20 protein-coding genes are annotated in these 17,540 nt (G+C 33.6%); 7 read left to right on the top strand and 13 right to left on the bottom strand.

What is annotated here, in order from left to right; genetic code table 11:
* Positions 1 to 84: 84 nt before the first annotated feature.
* The 4 genes from D2K40_RS08765 to D2K40_RS08750 all read right to left on the bottom strand — a co-directional run bounded on the left by D2K40_RS08765 (position 85) and on the right by D2K40_RS08750 (position 2,792).
* On the bottom strand, positions 85 to 1,125 hold the full coding sequence (locus D2K40_RS08765) for a hypothetical protein (RefSeq protein WP_117155075.1): 1,041 nt from the start codon (positions 1,123 to 1,125) through the stop codon (positions 85 to 87).
* A gap of 203 nt (positions 1,126 to 1,328) precedes the next feature.
* Positions 1,329 to 1,550 carry a hypothetical protein gene (locus tag D2K40_RS08760; RefSeq protein ID WP_117155073.1) on the bottom strand — a complete coding sequence of 74 codons (222 nt, stop codon included), beginning with the start codon at positions 1,548 to 1,550 and terminating at the stop codon, positions 1,329 to 1,331.
* Between the two features lie 545 nt (positions 1,551 to 2,095).
* Positions 2,096 to 2,416, bottom strand: coding sequence for a type II toxin-antitoxin system RelE/ParE family toxin (locus D2K40_RS08755; protein ID WP_117155071.1), 321 nt, complete (start codon positions 2,414 to 2,416; stop codon positions 2,096 to 2,098).
* Positions 2,406 to 2,792: an AbrB/MazE/SpoVT family DNA-binding domain-containing protein gene (locus D2K40_RS08750; RefSeq protein ID WP_117155069.1), complete on the bottom strand. Its 387-nt coding sequence runs from the start codon at positions 2,790 to 2,792 to the stop codon at positions 2,406 to 2,408. Before D2K40_RS08750 ends, D2K40_RS08755 begins: the two co-directional genes overlap by 11 nt.
* Positions 2,793 to 3,870: 1,078 nt before the next feature.
* Between D2K40_RS08750 and D2K40_RS08745 the strand changes: the two genes are divergently transcribed.
* A complete protein-coding gene (locus D2K40_RS08745; protein WP_117155067.1) occupies positions 3,871 to 4,176 on the top strand; it encodes a hypothetical protein in 306 nt (101 codons plus the stop codon).
* 270 nt (positions 4,177 to 4,446) lie between these two features.
* A complete protein-coding gene (locus D2K40_RS08740; protein ID WP_117155065.1) occupies positions 4,447 to 4,902 on the top strand; it encodes a hypothetical protein in 456 nt (151 codons plus the stop codon).
* Between the two features lie 134 nt (positions 4,903 to 5,036).
* Here D2K40_RS08740 and yfcE read toward each other — a convergent pair whose 3' ends face one another.
* Both yfcE and D2K40_RS08730 read right to left on the bottom strand, forming a co-directional pair.
* Positions 5,037 to 5,579, bottom strand: a complete 543-nt coding sequence (gene yfcE, locus D2K40_RS08735) for a phosphodiesterase (protein WP_117155063.1) — start codon at positions 5,577 to 5,579, stop codon at positions 5,037 to 5,039.
* A 308-nt stretch (positions 5,580 to 5,887) separates the two neighbouring features.
* A complete protein-coding gene (locus D2K40_RS08730) occupies positions 5,888 to 7,906 on the bottom strand; it encodes an SIR2 family protein (RefSeq protein ID WP_117155061.1) in 2,019 nt (672 codons plus the stop codon).
* A gap of 562 nt (positions 7,907 to 8,468) precedes the next feature.
* Here D2K40_RS08730 and D2K40_RS08725 point away from each other — a divergent pair.
* Positions 8,469 to 8,978 carry a sigma-70 family RNA polymerase sigma factor gene (locus D2K40_RS08725; protein ID WP_162879179.1) on the top strand — a complete coding sequence of 170 codons (510 nt, stop codon included), beginning with the start codon at positions 8,469 to 8,471 and terminating at the stop codon, positions 8,976 to 8,978.
* Positions 8,979 to 9,305: 327 nt separating this feature from the next.
* On the opposite strand, the gene D2K40_RS16710 is transcribed toward D2K40_RS08725, so the two are convergent.
* The 3 genes from D2K40_RS16710 to D2K40_RS08720 form a co-directional block, all read right to left on the bottom strand.
* Positions 9,306 to 9,440 (bottom strand): hypothetical protein, encoded by a 135-nt coding sequence (locus D2K40_RS16710; protein ID WP_268237316.1) that lies wholly within the window; start codon positions 9,438 to 9,440, stop codon positions 9,306 to 9,308.
* Positions 9,441 to 9,468: 28 nt separating this feature from the next.
* Positions 9,469 to 9,615, bottom strand: a complete 147-nt coding sequence (locus tag D2K40_RS16395; RefSeq protein ID WP_162879178.1) for a hypothetical protein — start codon at positions 9,613 to 9,615, stop codon at positions 9,469 to 9,471.
* Positions 9,616 to 10,000: 385 nt separating this feature from the next.
* Positions 10,001 to 11,089, bottom strand: coding sequence for an acyl-CoA dehydrogenase family protein (locus tag D2K40_RS08720; RefSeq protein WP_117155058.1), 1,089 nt, complete (start codon positions 11,087 to 11,089; stop codon positions 10,001 to 10,003).
* 424 nt (positions 11,090 to 11,513) lie between these two features.
* On the opposite strand from D2K40_RS08720, the gene D2K40_RS08715 reads away from it, so the two are divergent.
* On the top strand, positions 11,514 to 11,771 hold the full coding sequence (locus tag D2K40_RS08715; RefSeq protein ID WP_162879177.1) for a helix-turn-helix domain-containing protein: 258 nt from the start codon (positions 11,514 to 11,516) through the stop codon (positions 11,769 to 11,771).
* A 3-nt stretch (positions 11,772 to 11,774) separates the two neighbouring features.
* Complete coding sequence (locus tag D2K40_RS08710; RefSeq protein ID WP_117155054.1) at positions 11,775 to 12,239, top strand: competence protein ComK; 465 nt, start codon at positions 11,775 to 11,777, stop codon at positions 12,237 to 12,239.
* Between the two features lie 43 nt (positions 12,240 to 12,282).
* On the opposite strand, the gene D2K40_RS08705 is transcribed toward D2K40_RS08710, so the two are convergent.
* Together D2K40_RS08705 and D2K40_RS08700 are read right to left on the bottom strand one after the other, a co-directional pair.
* The gene (locus tag D2K40_RS08705; RefSeq protein WP_117155052.1) at positions 12,283 to 12,501 is read right to left on the bottom strand and encodes a hypothetical protein; all 219 of its coding nucleotides are present in this window, start codon (positions 12,499 to 12,501) and stop codon (positions 12,283 to 12,285) included.
* Positions 12,502 to 12,803: 302 nt separating this feature from the next.
* The gene (locus tag D2K40_RS08700; protein ID WP_117155050.1) at positions 12,804 to 13,001 is read right to left on the bottom strand and encodes a helix-turn-helix domain-containing protein; all 198 of its coding nucleotides are present in this window, start codon (positions 12,999 to 13,001) and stop codon (positions 12,804 to 12,806) included.
* Positions 13,002 to 13,570: 569 nt separating this feature from the next.
* On the opposite strand from D2K40_RS08700, the gene D2K40_RS08690 reads away from it, so the two are divergent.
* Entirely contained in the window at positions 13,571 to 13,945 is a 375-nt protein-coding gene (locus D2K40_RS08690) for a hypothetical protein (protein WP_117155047.1), read from the top strand.
* A gap of 88 nt (positions 13,946 to 14,033) precedes the next feature.
* A complete protein-coding gene (gene istA / locus D2K40_RS08685; RefSeq protein ID WP_117155045.1) occupies positions 14,034 to 15,443 on the top strand; it encodes an IS21 family transposase in 1,410 nt (469 codons plus the stop codon).
* Positions 15,444 to 15,658: 215 nt separating this feature from the next.
* On the opposite strand, the gene rfbB is transcribed toward istA, so the two are convergent.
* Together rfbB and rfbD are read right to left on the bottom strand one after the other, a co-directional pair.
* Entirely contained in the window at positions 15,659 to 16,681 is a 1,023-nt protein-coding gene (rfbB, locus tag D2K40_RS08680; protein WP_117155043.1) for a dTDP-glucose 4,6-dehydratase, read from the bottom strand.
* Positions 16,682 to 17,536 carry a dTDP-4-dehydrorhamnose reductase gene (rfbD, locus tag D2K40_RS08675; protein WP_117155042.1) on the bottom strand — a complete coding sequence of 285 codons (855 nt, stop codon included), beginning with the start codon at positions 17,534 to 17,536 and terminating at the stop codon, positions 16,682 to 16,684.
* Positions 17,537 to 17,540 lie beyond the last annotated feature (4 nt).

Genomic DNA, 17,540 nt, shown 5'->3' with positions numbered 1-17,540 from the left:
CTCTCTTGAATAGATAGTTTGGTCACTTTCTATCATAAGAGAGGATTGTAAAATTGGAAATTGTGTGGCTCATTTTTCATGTGATCAAACTATTGAAAAGTGGCTCAAATCTAATTTATCAAATACACCTAACTCAGATTGTTGTTTCTTTTCAATTAGTGCTTTCAAAAAAAGGGTTCTCTTTTCATCCTCATTCTCTATTGAAAGCACAAAATGATTTTTCTCGTCATTCATTACTAATGCTTTAGCCAAGGGAATTTCAGAGGATGACAATCTATAATAAGTTATGTTCCGAACATTTTGTACTATTGGAATGAAGCGTAGAACAGTGCAAAGACGGTTAGATATATCTACATACGCAATGCTTCTAGTATTAAACTCTCTTATGGTTGCTTTTGTATCTTTTATAAAAAAGTCTAATAAGTCACCTTCAACGTTTTCCTTTAGAAAATCATCCCATAGATTATCTTCATGTGATTTACTAGTTACATAGTTTTCAGCTTCAAGTAGCGTTCCTATATTTGTTTCTTCTATTAAAGAAATCCAACTATGGTCCACGAATGAAAAAGATTTAAACCCTTCCGCTTCATAAGTTTTCATTCGTTTAGCTAAATGCCTAGCATAATTCCCAGACCTTGAATCCTTATTAATTGCTGTAAAATAATCAATCACCCAGCGTTTCTCAGAGTCAGGGAAGTTAATAATGAAGTCCGGAATAAAAAAGAGTTTCTTTTTGAAATGGTAACCTCTCTCAATCTCTATATTGTAAGGCTTCAATTCACCTTGTAATATTTCTCTGAAAATGGTGAGGCCGCTATCTTTTTTTGGTTTATTCTCAAGCTTTGAAACATACTTTTCATAAGTCCTTGTGTTTGTGGAATAAGAACATTCACTTTCATCATTGTGCCGAAAGTAAAAAGGTCTTCCTTCCTCTATAGTTAAATTCATAATTAATGGTTTATTGCAGCATAAACAAGTAAATGCATTCTTCTTTGAAAAAGCACGGTAATTAACTTCAAACCAACGTTTGACTTCAGACCGGCTAAAACTTTTATTTTGTTGTTCAATCTCTCTTCTTTTCTGTTCGATGTTAAAAACAGAATTATGTAGGTAGGCAGCATCCAAGTAATACACATCCCTTCAAATTTAATTTGTAAGATTGTAATACTTACTATACACTCTTATACTACCATAAAATCCCTATTAGGTTTCTTTTTAACAAGAATGCACACAAAAAAAAGATCCACTCCCTCATAAAGGAAGTGCATCTCATTCATCACATATTCTTTTCTAGTCTTTTTCACACTACCCAAACGTTAGCCTATTAACTAAAATTCAATATCTGAATAGGTTTCATAATTTATATCATGTGGCAGTTCGTCTTCAAACATTAAGTCACGTAATGCAGTTACCCTGATGGATACATCAAAATCTATAATTTCTTCTTCGTCATAATCAGCTTGAAAAAAAGGGACACTGCGAAGAACATACTCCTGGCCTGCAACTTGCCAATAAAGGTCTTTTTTATAAATGGTAGATCCTTTTTCCATTTTTTGAACCCCCTAATTCACAGTCAGCATCTGCATTCTTCCCCTTCATTGCTTATTTATAGTATAGTTTAAAATATACCCTTATATTCATACGCATTCAAATAATTTCATTACCCTAATACCCAATACTTATGGTGAATGCCAATCTCGTTCCTTTAGTTTCTTCTTAAACTCTTCCATTCTGTTTAAGTTATCTTGACTGGCAACTAGTCTATTTGACATTTGCGATACAGGTGCGTTTTCTCGAGTTACGGTGACAGTTAGAATATGACGTTTTCCGTTCACACATTTAAAACTAATTGGAATTCTATAAGCATTTCTGTCTTGTTGGTCTCATTAATGTGTATGTTAATGAACTATTCACTTTAAATTGGGCTTTAAAAACTTTATCCTCATCAATGATCTTTTGTATCATTTCAAATTGCTTCCCCAGACTGTCCGCACCCTCCTAAGACAGTACTGCTTGTTATGTTTTTTTGAAAACCAGCTCTAAAGACAGAAACTAATATTAATATAACTGATTCAATTACAAGGAATCTCTATTGTTATTTTTTATGTATTTTTGAACCTTTAATATACCTTTTTAATTCTTCATAAAACTGTTCTCTTGTTCCAGCAAGGATAACAAGTACAACATTCCCATTTTCATCTTCTTCAATAGCATAAGCTACTTCATAAGAAGTGCCGTTATGTTTTATGTCATAACCATATATTCCAGCCAGATCACCTTTTTTAGGTTCACCTACATAAAAAGGGTCTAGCTGGATTTCTTTAAAAGCAGATTTAAATTTTTCTTTTAAAGGCTTATCCTTCATTTTTTTTATAAACTTTTTTGTTGCAGAGGAAGTGATTAAATCATAATTCATTATCGTCTTCTCCAAATAAATCGTCAATCGTTGTTTTTTCTCCTGAAAATTTAGTCTCAGCTACCAGCTGATCAACAGCATTTCCTATTTGAGATTTACGATGTTTAAATTCTACCATCAATTCTTCCCCTTGATAACCTTCCCTTATAAGGTCTCCTAAGATATCCTCGGAGAAATCATCAAAGGTTTCACTTATTGGCTTTAGAATTAAATGATTTCCATATAGTTCTACACTAACTTCTTCCCCAATGTTTAAATGGTCATAAAATTCTTTAGGAATGCTAATCTGCCTTTTACTTGAAACAGCAATTCGTTTAACCTTTCTGGGACGATTTGGCATGGCAACTCTCTCCACTTCTTTTTGTGTCATTACCATAAGTTATGTCCTCTCCTTCGTATAATATACCAAATTAATTTGTTTCTTGGTTTCTTTGTTTCTTGGTTCTCTAGTTTAATAATAACATATTAATTTCAAAAAGACTACCTACTCAAGGAGGCCAGAGGGATAGTTCTACCGGTCCACAATCATCCATTTAAGCCCGTGTTCCCATGGTTTCTGCCTTTATAATTTCACCCTGTCTTTGGATATCTTTACACATACATCAGGAAGCTCAACAATACTTACTCTTTCCAAACTAGGAAGGAGCTACACCTCCTCTTGCACACGATAACCTTCCATCCCTTTTAAGCCAATACTAGAAATAACTGTCGCCATTCAACTCCTATCTTTTCTTTAAGGAAGTTAGATAGGTATAAATTAGTCGAAAGTCAATTCAAAGTCAAAATCTCAAAATTTATAAATTAAAAGGTATGGTGTGAGTAATTTGCAATTTTGTTAGGGAAGAAATAGAGGTTTAGGAACTACCGATAACACCAAAATACAGTTTTAGTATTAATTTAAATAGAATAAATAAACGATGTAAGGTGGGCATAAAAATAGACTGAATTCAAGATACTCAGTTCTAATTCGTTTAAATTGGACCGAGGTGCGCGGAAACAATTGAAGAGAATGTAAACGAGGATATTGAAGTAGGAAGTGTAGATAATAGTGATTCCACGGAAATAAAAAAAACATATTCCAACGAAACAAAAGAAAATAATTCAATCAATACTAAAACCGCTCCCATCCAGGAGTTACAAGACGAATCTATTGAAGATGACAAGCAGGTTACCTATAGTTATGAAAATTCAAACCTAATAAACTATGATACCAATAAAAACATACATAAAAGTCCTGGGTTTAGAAGTTGTCGTCCTTGAAAAAAGCGATGTAATTTCACAGATTGGTGAACCTGATAATATAGGAGGTGATACACATATCTATGATTTTTATGCGGATATAGAAAATTACTCTAATTACGTCGGAAAGGCAGATCTTGAATACTTTTATGGAGATACTCTGGGACGTATAAATGTAAAATTCACTAATTCAGAGAGGTACTCAGGAATAATCGATGAGTTTATTTCGGAATTTAAGGGCGATATTTATCAACCTAACCGAACAACACTCCTATTTGTTACAGTTGGGAATGATCAACGCATGGTGGGATTTGCTATATTTTATTGGTTATTTACTTTTAGCAGCAATTATCTCTGGAATAGTTACTATCATCTTCCCACCGGCAGGAGCTATAATTGGAATCATCCTATTAATTGGCGTCTTTGGTGCAGCATGGAATAAAACAAAAGAAAGATTAGATATTCTTGATGCCAAAGCGTATGAGAAAAAACTAAACAAAAAATTAAGTGACGATGAATGAACTTTACGAATTTGATCGTGCCTTAAAACAAGTATCAAACCGCCTTTATTCATAGGCGGTTTTTTCTTTCCTAGTTTGGGACTTATGTTTCACAGTTGTTTCACTCTCACTAGCTTAATCAAAAATAAAATTCTCATCCTCTTTTCATGGATAAATACATCAAAGTGTCTGCTTGACAGAGGGGATGCTTAATGCCCCCGATAATAAGTAATAATTATAATAAGAAAATATATTTAAGGTAGTTATTGATAATCGAGAGGGGTGAGAAATATGGTCAGGAAATACAAGACAGATCCAGGATATGTAACCATTCCTGAAGCTAATGATATTGTTAGACGAATGCTTAGAATTGTAGATAAAGATGACAAAACATACTACAATAAAATTTTAGAGAAGGCTAAACATGGTGCTTTTGGTGGAAAAAAATATAAAAAAAGGATGTATCAAGTACGCAGAAAAGATATTGAACAATATGCTCAAGAACTATTAAAAGATCAACAACTTAACTTGTATGATTTTGAATTTACTAGTAATTTAAATAACGTTAATAAAATTAATAATCTTCATAACATAGATTCTGACACAGCACGAAATATCAATTCTTACCTAAACTATTTAAAACACTTTGAAATCATAACAGAAGAAGCATTTCAACACGGAAAAAGAAATTTAATTTTGCTATTAGAGTTAAACAAATTAGCTGTTAATCACCACAATAGTCTATAACTGTAGCCGTTAAAAAACGTGAACACAGCTACAGTTATAATGTTCTTCCATAATAGAGCTACTAGTTGATGTTTAAGATGTTTATATAAAGCTTAGCATAAGCCCCCTGGTATTTGTCCTACGCCGCATCACACCTACAACTTTATACAATCGATTACAGCTTGGCTTTCCAAATCCCAAAGTTCAATTTGTCCATTCTCATATAACGCAATGGACCTTGACCCATCTTTAGGAATGGTTGTACTTCCAGGATTTAATACGATAATCCCGTCCTTTTCTTTGAGTACTTTAACATGTGTGTGGCCGGAAACAACAACATGACAACCAAGTTTTTTTGCTTCCTGAATTCGCTCATCTTCCGTCTCTTCATATCCATGTACAAGATAAAATTTAAAGTTGTCAAAGGAAACTACCCTCGATTTATTAGAAAGATCTTGCCCTAAGACCATCTCGTCAACATCCGCATCACAATTTCCACGGACATAGACAATATCTTCCCGTCCCTTAAGAACTTCAATTATCTTTTTAGGATCGTACGTTTCTGGAATGTCATTTCTTGGCCCATGATAAAGAACATCCCCGATGTGACAAATTTGCTCACAACCTTCAAGCAGATTAAGAGCTTGTACTAAATCATCATAACCTCCATGCGTATCACTTATAAAACCCATTTTCATACAATCATTCCTTTCATGTTACTGTATTTTTTATGAAACTCTGGACTGTTTGCTTCGAGAGGAACCTAAAGACAAACGTTTTTTATCACATACGCTGATGGTTAAAATTTGCCGTTTATGTTTATTTTGAATTCCAATCTCGCTATAGTCAGAAGCCACTCCTAAAATTTTATATTCATCACGACATACTATAAATCCAGGAAGTGACAAACACTCCCCACAAGACCCTCTCAATATCTTAAACTATTTGATTTGACAAAAAGGGGGAATGAGGGTCACCAAACATAAAACGTGCACACTCACTAATATTAATCTACTATTGAATCCTCTCTCAGCCATTTTACTATATTTTCCTGCAATATTTCTTTTATAGCATTTATGATATTATCAGTTTTTGATTCCTCAATTGGTATGCTTGTTTGATCTATCTTAAGTATCATATTTACGTTATCACAATCAACATAGTATTTGATTAGATGAATTTGATTATTGACGATAAAGTTAATTTTATCTAATCCCGAATAAAATTTGACACTTATTTTATTAGTATCTTTTTCAAATACATATCCCTCTTCATCCCAACTTTCCTCATAGTTTAACTCATCAGTTAAAATTTCTTCTAAATAATCACATAGCTGCCTTTCAAGTTTAAAATCAATCTTAGGTCTTATAATATACCGATATTTTAATTTGCATTGGTTACGTTCATCAAGTGAAGCTAATAAAGCACTCATTTGTTCTTTTTGAATTTTATTTCTAAAGGGATTATTTGAAAACTTTTCTAATAGTTGCTCTATCATATCAACACTTAATACGTTTAATTTATGTTTGACATCATTCAGACTTTCCCATGAGTACCCTAGAGTTCTGCTATAAGTTAAATATCTATAATTGGAGATAAATGCATCAATAAATTCTTCTTCAAATCCCCATAACTGACCGTTGTTTAATTGATAAAAATCTAATAACGCAGTTGCATACCGCTTATAAAGATAAAAATCATTTATTGAATTAGATACAGATATAAGTGTTTCTAAAAACTTTTTCATGTAGTTATTATCAATAAATATCTGCTTTAGTCTCTCGTCTTCTTGAAGAATTTCAATTATATATAATATATGATTACCCTCTACAGCTAAAATATCGATTATTTTGGATTCATGTTCTCTTAACTCATCTTCCGTAAAATGTGATATTAACTTAAAAAAGGCTTTGTTTATTTGATCTCTTTCTCCTTCGCTTACTGTAAACTTATTAAACAAACTTGTTAAAACCTGTTCTTTTTTCTCTGAAAAGTTAATCTTATTTATCAGATCAGTATAAGTAGTATCATTTGTTTTTTTATCAACGAGATCCTCAACAGCCTTTTCCCATTCAGCTTCAACCATCTCCAAATCTTTCCACTTAGTTTCTGTTAAGATAGTTAGTTCATCGAGAAAACTAAGAATCTCTGTTTGATCAATAATTTGAATAGAGTAGGTATTTTCATAGAATTTTTTATCTGTTTCATTAATTCTATCTCTGTTAATCCAATAGATTTTTTTCTGTTGCAATTTATTACTTTTAATCTCATCAATTACTTCACTAAGTAGACTTCTAATATTAGGATCATTTAGACTGTATCCGATAAAAACTATATTATTCTCCATAAATGTTGAGTATATTTTATTTAATATGTATTTATTACTACTATTAAAGTTTTGATAATCCTCCTCTGTAATTACAATTTCATTTTTTTCATCTTCTATACATCCATGTATCTTATACAATCTTATATTGTCTTTTACATATTGTCCTCTATTGTTATTTATGCTCTCTAGGTTCCTATGAACTACTGATACGTTTTCCAGACAATATTCTATGTTTGTATCATAATTCGTTGTGATTATCTCTGTAATATAGCTATCAATCTTATTAAAAGCTTCTCTATATTTACGATATTGGGCTTCATTTTCTACTCTTTTTGACTCAAACTCATAAATATGCTCTTTAATTTCGGAATGGATATCTTTATTTCTATCCCTTAATAATAGATCAACATACCCCGCTAACCTTAAAAAGTCTACTCCTATCAGTTTGTCTATAATCAGGTCGTTAATACTTTCAAAGTCTTCATGTTCATCATTAGATAATAAGTAAAACAGACTAGATTGTTTTAATTCTCTCATAAGCCCATGTTCAGCTATGATATTCTTTAGTAATTCACCCCAACCTGGATAATTTAAATCTCTTGAAAATCCTGCTCCTATAAAAAATACAATTCTATTACCTATTAAATCCATAGCTATATTACTTATTTTCTTTATCTTATAATTATTTGAAGTCATCACAACAACCTCCCCTAGGCATACAAAAATATTATCTATCTAGTAGACTAACTTAATTTTACCATAAAAAGAAATTTTTTTTGCATTCCTCTGAATAACATACTCCTTTAAGTCGTTAATAGAAATACAAAATTTATTATATTCCTCACAAATTCAAAACACTATGTTACCCCCATGGATTTTCCTACTGATATCAATATAGTTTTAATTAGTATGAGGTGTAGATGTATTTAAAAGGTCAAAAAATAAGCTCATCACCAGGGCCATAAGTTTATTTTGCAAGTAAGATTTTCGTCCTCTCTTCACAGATAAGCTTCAATTTGTCTTTCGACAGGGGGTTCGCTTATTGCCCCCGTTAGAAGAAGCAAAAATCAACCCTAACTTACTATATACCCCCTCCAAACTCACTTTTCTCTTGCAGGTTTTTCGATTTCCACCAGTCAAACTACAATTTCTAGCTATGCAAACTTAATTATCCCTTCTGCACCAATCTCACCTTTCTCTTAAACTGAATTTACCGCGGAATAACTGTTAAAGGTGCACTTTTAAGATAGAGGCTATGATGAATGAAGAGAAAATGCTAGATTTTGAAAATGTATTAAATGATCATGAAAATATCATTTACCACTTAATTAACAAGTATAGGATTCGTGATTCGGACCAGGAATTCTATCAAGAAGGAACGATTACACTTTGGAAGGCGATGGAGACGTATGATGAAAAGCGGGGGAAATTCTCTAGTTATGCATACTTTCTGATAGATAAAGCTTTTCTCAGTATGATTCGATCGCGGGTTCGTAAAGCGGAGTTGCAGGAATCCTATATCGCTGGGATCGCATCGGAAACTGATCAACTGACAGCAACACTTGAAATAGACTTTGATCCTTATTTACTAGAGTCCATCGAGAAACAGTTATCAGCCAATCAAATGAAGTGGTTTACGCTAGCTGTGTTATACGACAAAACCTATAAAGAAATTGCCACGCAGGAAAATGTAACCGTCGATGCAGTAAAAAATTGGGCAAGACTTGCCAAGCCGAAAATCAAAAAAATATTAGCAAATGAGTGCTGAATCTTACATCAATCAACTTTAACAAAAATTACACAAATGGAGGAATAATATGATAGAGCAAAGTCAATGGGATAAAAGTATAAGATCTAGATCAAAGTAAGTGAAGAATATTAATCTACTGACTTCCGACACCTGAGGTATATTATCAAATTCAAGGTGGTAGATTTAAACATGGTGGCGGATCAATTGCAGTTCTACGGTACTTATTAATGAAATATAAATTTTGAAAACCAAATATTATAGTAAAGGGAGCATGCAACTAGTACATGCTCCCTTTACCACTTAACCCTTAACGATCCCTACGTCCAAAATCTCAGCAAGAAACCATTAATTTTCTTGCATTTGAGTTAATTCTTTTTGCATTAGTGACATTACTTCCTCTATTCCAGCTCCATTATTTGCATCTTGGTATACCTTTGTTAGAAGTTCTTTTAACTTTTCTGTATGAGACAACGTTTGCACGATCAACTCTCCATTCTAAAGATTCAGACTATTTATCTTGTAAAATTTCTTTTTTCTTTTGTATTGCTGCTAATAACTGCGTTTCTATATCTGCAAGATTCTGAGCTTCAGCATCTTGTAATATATATCGAACGGTCTTTTTTACTGTTTTCGGTAGTTTATGAAACTTCGTCATAGGAACATTCCATTTCTCTGCTAGTCATAAAATAATTTTCAATGTATTTTATTATATCAGAATATCTATGTCACACAAGAGGATAATAGTCTGATTTAACTAGGTATTAGACAATAATTTTACAAAAAAGATACATTCTATTCACAGAGTTTCTTTACCACAAGAAAAACGCCATTAATCACGTAACTTAATTAGCCCAATACAGTTAAATGTGAAATTGTACAATTCATAATTTTATTCTGATATGTATACTAGCTTAGTCATTGATTTATTCCTAAGAAATAACCGTCTATCCACTAGTCATGGAGACGGTTATTTCTTTGTTTGAGTGATTTAGTTTCAGCTACCAGTTGATCACCAGCATTTCCTATTTAAGACTTATAATCTAAAATGGTCTTGAATCTTCATCTTTAACTGGGATTAAGAAGGCATGTTGGGAGGCTGTATATAAATCACGCCAAATTTGATTTAAGTCATTAGGTTCTTTAACAGCTTGCATTCCGATGTGTCTGAATAAGTTATTTGCACAAGTGATCGCTGATGATGCGCTCCTTTTTGCAACCGTTGAGAATCGTTCGATAAGTTCTTCTGAAAGTACACTGCCATTACTATGAATGTCCCAAGATTCTTCTACTATGTTATGAAAAGCTTGATTTGCCTTTTCCAAGCGCTGTTTTTCAGATGCTAGTTTTCGTTTAAGTAATTTATAGCGATCGACCGGTCCCTGCTGCCAATTCTGTTTACTTATTTCTAACAAGGAACCAACCTCTTCCAAGAAGTGTTCACCAATCCCAAGAGAAACTGCAGCAAATGATGCTTCAGCAAATGGCACAAACGGGAATGTATGAACTAGACCTCCAAGGTGATTTTGGTTCTCAAAAATAGAAAATGCACGGTGATTAGGAACAAATTGATCAACAACTTCAATACTATGGCTGCTTGTACCTTTTAATCCAAACGCTTTCCAGTCTTCTATAACGGTCACTTGATCCGGATCAAGTATAAAAGCGAGAATTTGATCTTGCTCTGTAGTTTCACCTTTCACACGACAACTCACTGTGAATAGCGTCGCATATTGGGAACCACTACAGTACATCCATTTCCCATTAATGATATAGCCATCTTCTCTAACTTCTGCTGTACCGGCCGGAAAGCCACTACCTGCAATGACAGCATTTTTAGGTGAATAATAACTTTTAGCAGCTTGTGTCGTCATATTTTGCGTGAACATACCACCGCCTGAACCTACAGTGACAAGCCACCCGAAGTTACCATCAATAGAAGACGCTTCTTGAAAAATCCTTACAGCACTTGGCAAGCCAAGCATCTTCCCACCCATTTCCTCAGGAACAATAAGTTTAAACAACTGATGCTCCGTCATAAATGCATGCAAACGTTCGGTTAAACGTTTGTTTTGTTCGCACCTCTTACTTTCCCTTCGAATAAACTGAATTTGTTCTGTAGTAAACAACATATAAAAACTCCTTTTCAAAAAGCAGGGACGGTGGTCCTCTGCTTCCTGTTTGCTTTAATATCAAATTCGGTGGTACACATTATTTCCTGAAGCACGGTAATAATGTATGATTTCAATTTGGTAGTATCTCCTTCCAACTCCCTACATTTATTATAACTTTTATAAATGACCTTTCTAATTCTGGTTTTCTATAACTCCCAATCAGCCCTGGGTATCTATCATTATAATCTTGTGCGATCGGAGTAAAGCCATAACTAGATCCCCACCAAGAGATAACAAATCTCTCCACAACGAGGATCTAACCCCAACATCTTACCACACAAAAAAATATCACCAAAATCCCATATACTACCATAATTCCAACCATAGCTTATGTTACTCTGTTTTGCCTATATAGATAATGGGTTTAAAAAGGGCGATTCTGATGGAAAATCCAAAGTTACTAGAGGAAGAATTGGGTAAGTATTTACGCTTGCGAAGAAAAGCATTTGATCTAAAACAAGCAGAAGTAGCAGAAAAAGCAAAACTTAGTGTAACTTATTTAAGTCAAATTGAGAATGGTTCCAGCTCGCCTTCTTTTATAACATTATTAAAATTAGTTGAACCATTAAAAATTGATCTGGGTGATTTATACAAACAATTCAAACCACTAATTGACCAAATCAAAGAAAAGGAAGAGTAAACGATGCGACAGATTGATGACGCCTATCATATTACTCGAGATACACTAGCCATCGTCCCTATAAGACATTTCGATTATACGACACGTATTATAGAAAAGAACCAAACTTTAGTGACGCGCCAAGCACCTCTAGCGATCATTAAAGGAAATTGCCTAGCTGGTGCATCCTCCTATCAAGGAAGACGAAAAGCCGCAAGTCATCTAATAGGCGCGATCCATAAAGTACCGATTCTCATTTATGAACGCACAAATATTTATGGATTACCGACACAATCACCTACTAATTATGCTTGTAGTTGGCTGTTTGCACAGCATATACTTAAAATAGTCCAACACCCAGATACCAACCATTCAACGGTCATTTTCCGTAATGGCACTACACTAAACCTCGAAGAATCTACCTATCAGCTACGCACACAACTTAAACGTACGATACAACTACACTATGCCATCAAGTATCATAATTAACACCCATTTAAAACTGTTTGAAAATTGACAAAATGCTTTCCTTTCAAAACTCCTTCATGCATTCCAACAAAATCCCTAACATCATGTTATTTGAAAAATAAAATACTTCTCCCTCTTCAGGGACAAATCTATCAATTTGTCTTTTGAATGGTTCTGACCATAGCCCTTCACTTCCTCCTCTAATTTCTTTTTGTATTTCTTTTCTTTTAAGTATGTCCCGGGTTTTGTTCCGGAATGGTTCCGGATTTACGCCTGGAATCATTCTGAAATTGTCCTAGAAACAATATTGAGCTTCCCCTTATTCCTGCTTGATTTCCTGCCCCGCAACGCATACATAAAATGCTCGCTAAATAAATAGTTCGTGTATTCCTGTAATATTTATTTATAACAACCAAGACAATAATCGCTACAAAGTATTAGATAATTGTTTAATAGTTACAGCTTCTAGATGTTGTGCCATTAAACCAACTAAGCCAATTCCAAGCAGCGTGTACCATTAAGCTATGGCACACGCTAGTTGTTTATAGCAAAACGCCCACGCTATTATAAGGATCTAAGCCAACATCAACTCTCACCCCTGCTGGTTACAGAGGCATTTGACTGATCTCGTACCCATCCATCAATTGCTTCCTTGTAAAACAAAATCTTCCTCCCGAAACGAATATGGGGAAGGCATCCCTCACGCACCAAATCATAAATCGTATCCGTGTGCACACCTAAATACTTTGCTACTTCTTTTACAGTAATTGTACACCTTTCCATTGTTATTACCTCCCCTTATAGCTCTTTATATATATATGATCGTTACATTGCTGGTGTTTAGTGTCTTAGTTGGGTGAGATTGTATGAATTTATAATTTACTTTTCGTTTAACCGATAACAAAACATAGTCAATATCACAAGTCACAATTACATAATGGTAAAAAAGGAAGAATGCATTTAGGTCACAAGGAAATGCTTTTGGGAGTCGTCTGTCTTCCTGACATCCCTTCATCTTCTTCTCTATTTTCATTTTGTATTTCTTTTTCTTTAAGTATGTCCCGGGTTTGGTTCCGGAATTACGCCTGCATTCCGGAACCAAACCCGGAAACAATATTGAGCTCCCCCTTATTGCTGCTTGCTTTGCTGCCCACTCGTATTCATAAAATGCTACACTACCAACCAGTATACGGACCGCAGTCTGGACAACTACTTGACGGTTCCATTATTAAACTAAAAGAGTAATGAAAACAGAATATACAACAAACAGACACCAACTGAAACGATCCAAACGATTATAGAATCGAACGGAGATTTATAATAAACACTTCACATAAACAGGAAGCGATCAAATGAACTACATAAAAGAAATCAATCCTTTATCCTCATCCGCTGTTGTTGCTTTGTGGCATACGTTGATGCATATCAATAATAAAAGAGGATGGAAACAAACATTCACTGTTGCAGCTGGCGTGCTCCGAATGAAAGCAGGACTAAAAGATAGTGCATTCAAACGCGCTCGAATAGAATTACAAGAAAAAGGCTATATATCCTTTCAATCCAAGGGCGGCAATCAAGCAGCACGGTACGATATGAAATCACTACAGTTTACTATTGAAAGCAAAAAAGTTAAAGACAAACCACAGGAAATAAACCATGCGTTGGAACAACACAGCACAGAAATAGAAGGAGAAGCACCACAAACAGCACTTCTCATTCAGAAGTAGATATATACTTTCATAAAAAGATCTTTAGTTTTCAACCAGATAATGGTAGTCTATTAACTTGCTAGATTAATTTAATGGAGTTGTATAAATGACACTAGATGAAACAAAATACACCGAGATATTAGAATTTGTTCTAAACGGAAAACCTTATCGTGAAATCGCTGATTCAGTTGGTGTATCAAAGAATACAGTAACAAACCTTATTAAAAGATTGCGGGAAACAGGGTCGATATTTCCTTCAACAACAAAGCAATCCATATATGATCCGGTCATAAAGGAAATACAGGAACATATCATATATTTTCTTCGATTAAGAAGAAGTACTTATAATTTACGTCATAAAATCAAATTAAGTAATAAAGAAATTTACCTTTTACTACTTGCAAAGGGATATAATATTTCCTTTACCAAAGTGAAAGAACTTATTAAGCTTGGGAAAAATGTTATCAAGGAAAGTTATCTAAATATTGTTCATTTGCCAGGTGAAGCAGTAGAATTTGATTGGGGAACAATTAGAGTACAGATAGGGGATAATCCGAAAGCTACTAAGGTCTCTCTAGCGGTATTTTCATTTCCATATAGCAATTATAAAATGGCCTATGTTCTACCTAATGGTAACAGTGAATCATTTGTTATTGCTTTTAAGCAATTTATAAACGACATGAACGGTGTACCACCTAAGCTTGTGCTAGATAATATGAGAATTGCTAGAATATTTTCTTCTGCTAAAGATAGTGATGTAAAATTAACAACATTATTTGAAGATCTGTCTAGTCATTATAAATTTAACGTCTCCTTTTGCTCTCCTCACTGTCCTAATCAGAAGGGCAATGTTGAAAACAATGTTGGCATTCTTAAGAAGCAATTCGAACAGTCTTATATTAATTCATTTGACTCCATGGAGGAACTTCAGGAATATGTTGATAACATTACAAGAGAGCTTAATATAAGGAAACATCCGAGAAAGAACGATAAGTGTGAAAATCTAATTAATCATGAACGTAATAGGTTGATTGCATTACCTAAACATGAGTACATATATTATCATAGAAAAGTTGGCAAGGTATCTAACAATTGCATGCTACGGTTTAAAAACAATCAATACTCTATACCAGAAATGTTTAAAGGCGAGAAAGTTTTAATCAAATATAATGATAAAACAATCTACATCATCACAAAAGACGGAAAAGATGTAATTGCAAAATACGCAAACAATAAACAAAAGGGTAAGAGGAAACACCGCGTTTGGTATATCATCAATAAATTAAAGGGAAAATCAAACGGCCTACTGGATAGTGAAGAATATAAAGCGATGTCTAAACCAGAAAAGCTTTTACTTACCAAAGTGTTTAAATCTAATAGTGATGATTTTCTTGCTTTTTTAGAAAAGATAAAACACAAGCCTAGAAATTTGATTCGAAAATTTGTATATAAAAACAAATATACGTTGGAATATTTTAGTAGCGAACAATTAATGCATGAAATCTTAAAAATCTAGATTATTTCCTGCACCTTGAAATTTTTAAAAATGAATTTATAAAATTGGTTTTTTATAGCCTTTTTCATTAACGGAATATTCTGAATTATACCATAAATACAAATAAGCCCTCTAATTTCTAGAGGGCTTTCTTTTGTACCAAGTTTAAATAGTTATTTTTTGATTGAGTCGTTAATTTCTATCCATCATACTTTTAGACAAGTATTTTTAATTTATTACTTTAAACTGTATTGCTTTACGAAATAATTCTGATACTCTCCACTTATAATACGTTCCCACCACTCCTGATTATCTAAATACCATTGTATAGTCTGAGCAATTCCAGTATCAAATGTGTAAGTAGGTTTCCAACCCAATTTTTCTAGTTTTGAAGGGTCAATTGCATAACGTTTATCGTGTCCTAGTCGATCCTTTACAAATTCAATTAGCTCTTCAGATTTACCTAAAGTTTTTATTATAGTTTTAACTACTTCTAAGTTGGTCCGTTCATTATGGCCACCTACGTTATATACTTCGCCATTTACACCTTCATGTAGCACTAAATCAATCGCTGCACAGTGATCAATTACATGTAACCAATCACGAATGTTTTTTCCGTCTCCATAAACAGGCACCTTTTGCTCATTTAGAACACGTGAAATTGATAAAGGGATCAATTTTTCTGGAAAATGGTAAGGCCCATAGTTATTTGAACAGCGTGTAATATTGACTGGCAATCCATAAGTTTCATTATAAGCACGTACTAATAAATCTGATGATGCTTTACTTGCACTATACGGACTATTAGGCTGTAAAGGAGTCTCTTCTGTAAAGAATGTAGTAGGATTAAAATCTAACTCGCCATATACTTCATCTGTTGATACGTGAACAAATTTTGTAACATCAACTGCTCTCGATGCATCTAATAATACTTGTGTGCCGACTACATTCGTTTGCACAAAAACCCCAGGATCTACAATGGAGCGGTCAACATGACTTTCAGCAGCAAAATGAACAACGTAATCAAATTTTTCTTTTTCAAAAAATGCTATTATTGATTCACGGTCAGCAATGTCTGCTTTAACAAAATAATAATTGTCTTTTGTTTCAATATGTTTGTGCTTTGTTAAATCCCCAGCATAGGTTAATAAATCTAAATTATAAATGTCATATTGAGGATACTTGTCTACCATATATTGAACAAAGTTACCGCCGATAAACCCGGCACCACCTGTAACAAGAATTTTTTTTCGTGCCACTTATCTCACCTCTTGTGCTAATTCATTTAAATAATGTTTTAAAGCATCTCGCCAATTTGGTAATGGCTTAAATCCATTGTCAATTAGCTTTTGCTTTGACATACGTGAGTTTTTTGGTCTAACAGCACGTGTTGGATATTCTTCTGTTGAAATTGATTTTACTGTAACATCTTTATTAGCTTGTTTAAAGATTTCAGAAGCAAACTCTGCCCATGTACAAAAGCCTTCGTTTGATGCATGGTAGACACCATACTTGTCCGTTTGAATCATATCAATTATTAACCGTGCTAGATCAAATGTATATGTTGGTGATCCATATTGATCTCCGACAACATTTAATTCATTTCGAGTTTCTGATAATCTAAGCATGGTTTTTATAAAATTATGTCCGTTGATTCCGAAAACCCATGAAATACGAACGATAAAATAATCTTCTAGGAATTCTCTTACAATCTTTTCTCCCTCATACTTTGTTAAGCCATAATAGCCTACTGGATCAGGTGAAGCAGCTTCTTTAAAGGGCTCTTCCCCTTTACCATCAAAAACATAATCCGTACTGATATACATTAACTTTGCATTTGCTCTCTTAGCTGCTGTAGCTATGAATTTTGTACCTAATACATTTATATTCCAGCATGTTTCTTTATCATCTTCAGCATTGTCAACTGCTGTATATGCAGCGCAATGAATGATTACATCAGGTTTTGTATTTTGTACATATTGATATACTTCGGCTTCATTAGTAATGTCTAAATCTTCTCTGCCAATTCCTAGTATACTAATTCCACGCTTTTTACCCTCACGTACAACATCAAAACCAAGTTGACCAGTGTAACCAGTTACTAAAACCTTCATAATA

This window comes from Paraliobacillus quinghaiensis, assembly GCF_003426025.1.
GTDB lineage: Bacteria > Bacillota > Bacilli > Bacillales > Amphibacillaceae > Paraliobacillus_A > Paraliobacillus_A quinghaiensis.
This window is presented reverse-complemented; position numbering and strand designations above follow the sequence as displayed.

What these genes read in the sequence shown, in the direction of transcription:
- D2K40_RS08760 (WP_117155073.1), bottom strand. Translation starts at nt 1,550, where the DNA reads ATGGAAAAAGGATCTACCATTTATAAAAAAGACCTTTATTGGCAAGTT.
- D2K40_RS08755 (WP_117155071.1), bottom strand. Translation starts at nt 2,416, where the DNA reads ATGAATTATGATTTAATCACTTCCTCTGCAACAAAAAAGTTTATAAAA.
- D2K40_RS08750 (WP_117155069.1), bottom strand. Translation starts at nt 2,792, where the DNA reads ATGGTAATGACACAAAAAGAAGTGGAGAGAGTTGCCATGCCAAATCGT.
- D2K40_RS08745 (WP_117155067.1), top strand. Translation starts at nt 3,871, where the DNA reads ATGAGTTTATTTCGGAATTTAAGGGCGATATTTATCAACCTAACCGAA.
- D2K40_RS08740 (WP_117155065.1), top strand. Translation starts at nt 4,447, where the DNA reads ATGGTCAGGAAATACAAGACAGATCCAGGATATGTAACCATTCCTGAA.
- yfcE (WP_117155063.1), bottom strand. Translation starts at nt 5,579, where the DNA reads ATGAAAATGGGTTTTATAAGTGATACGCATGGAGGTTATGATGATTTA.
- D2K40_RS08730 (WP_117155061.1), bottom strand. Translation starts at nt 7,906, where the DNA reads ATGACTTCAAATAATTATAAGATAAAGAAAATAAGTAATATAGCTATG.
- D2K40_RS08725 (WP_162879179.1), top strand. Translation starts at nt 8,469, where the DNA reads ATGAATGAAGAGAAAATGCTAGATTTTGAAAATGTATTAAATGATCAT.
- D2K40_RS16395 (WP_162879178.1), bottom strand. Translation starts at nt 9,615, where the DNA reads ATGACGAAGTTTCATAAACTACCGAAAACAGTAAAAAAGACCGTTCGA.
- D2K40_RS08720 (WP_117155058.1), bottom strand. Translation starts at nt 11,089, where the DNA reads ATGTTGTTTACTACAGAACAAATTCAGTTTATTCGAAGGGAAAGTAAG.
- D2K40_RS08715 (WP_162879177.1), top strand. Translation starts at nt 11,514, where the DNA reads ATGGAAAATCCAAAGTTACTAGAGGAAGAATTGGGTAAGTATTTACGC.
- D2K40_RS08710 (WP_117155054.1), top strand. Translation starts at nt 11,775, where the DNA reads ATGCGACAGATTGATGACGCCTATCATATTACTCGAGATACACTAGCC.
- D2K40_RS08705 (WP_117155052.1), bottom strand. Translation starts at nt 12,501, where the DNA reads ATGATTCCAGGCGTAAATCCGGAACCATTCCGGAACAAAACCCGGGAC.
- D2K40_RS08700 (WP_117155050.1), bottom strand. Translation starts at nt 13,001, where the DNA reads ATGGAAAGGTGTACAATTACTGTAAAAGAAGTAGCAAAGTATTTAGGT.
- D2K40_RS08690 (WP_117155047.1), top strand. Translation starts at nt 13,571, where the DNA reads ATGAACTACATAAAAGAAATCAATCCTTTATCCTCATCCGCTGTTGTT.
- istA (WP_117155045.1), top strand. Translation starts at nt 14,034, where the DNA reads ATGACACTAGATGAAACAAAATACACCGAGATATTAGAATTTGTTCTA.
- rfbD (WP_117155042.1), bottom strand. Translation starts at nt 17,536, where the DNA reads ATGAAGGTTTTAGTAACTGGTTACACTGGTCAACTTGGTTTTGATGTT.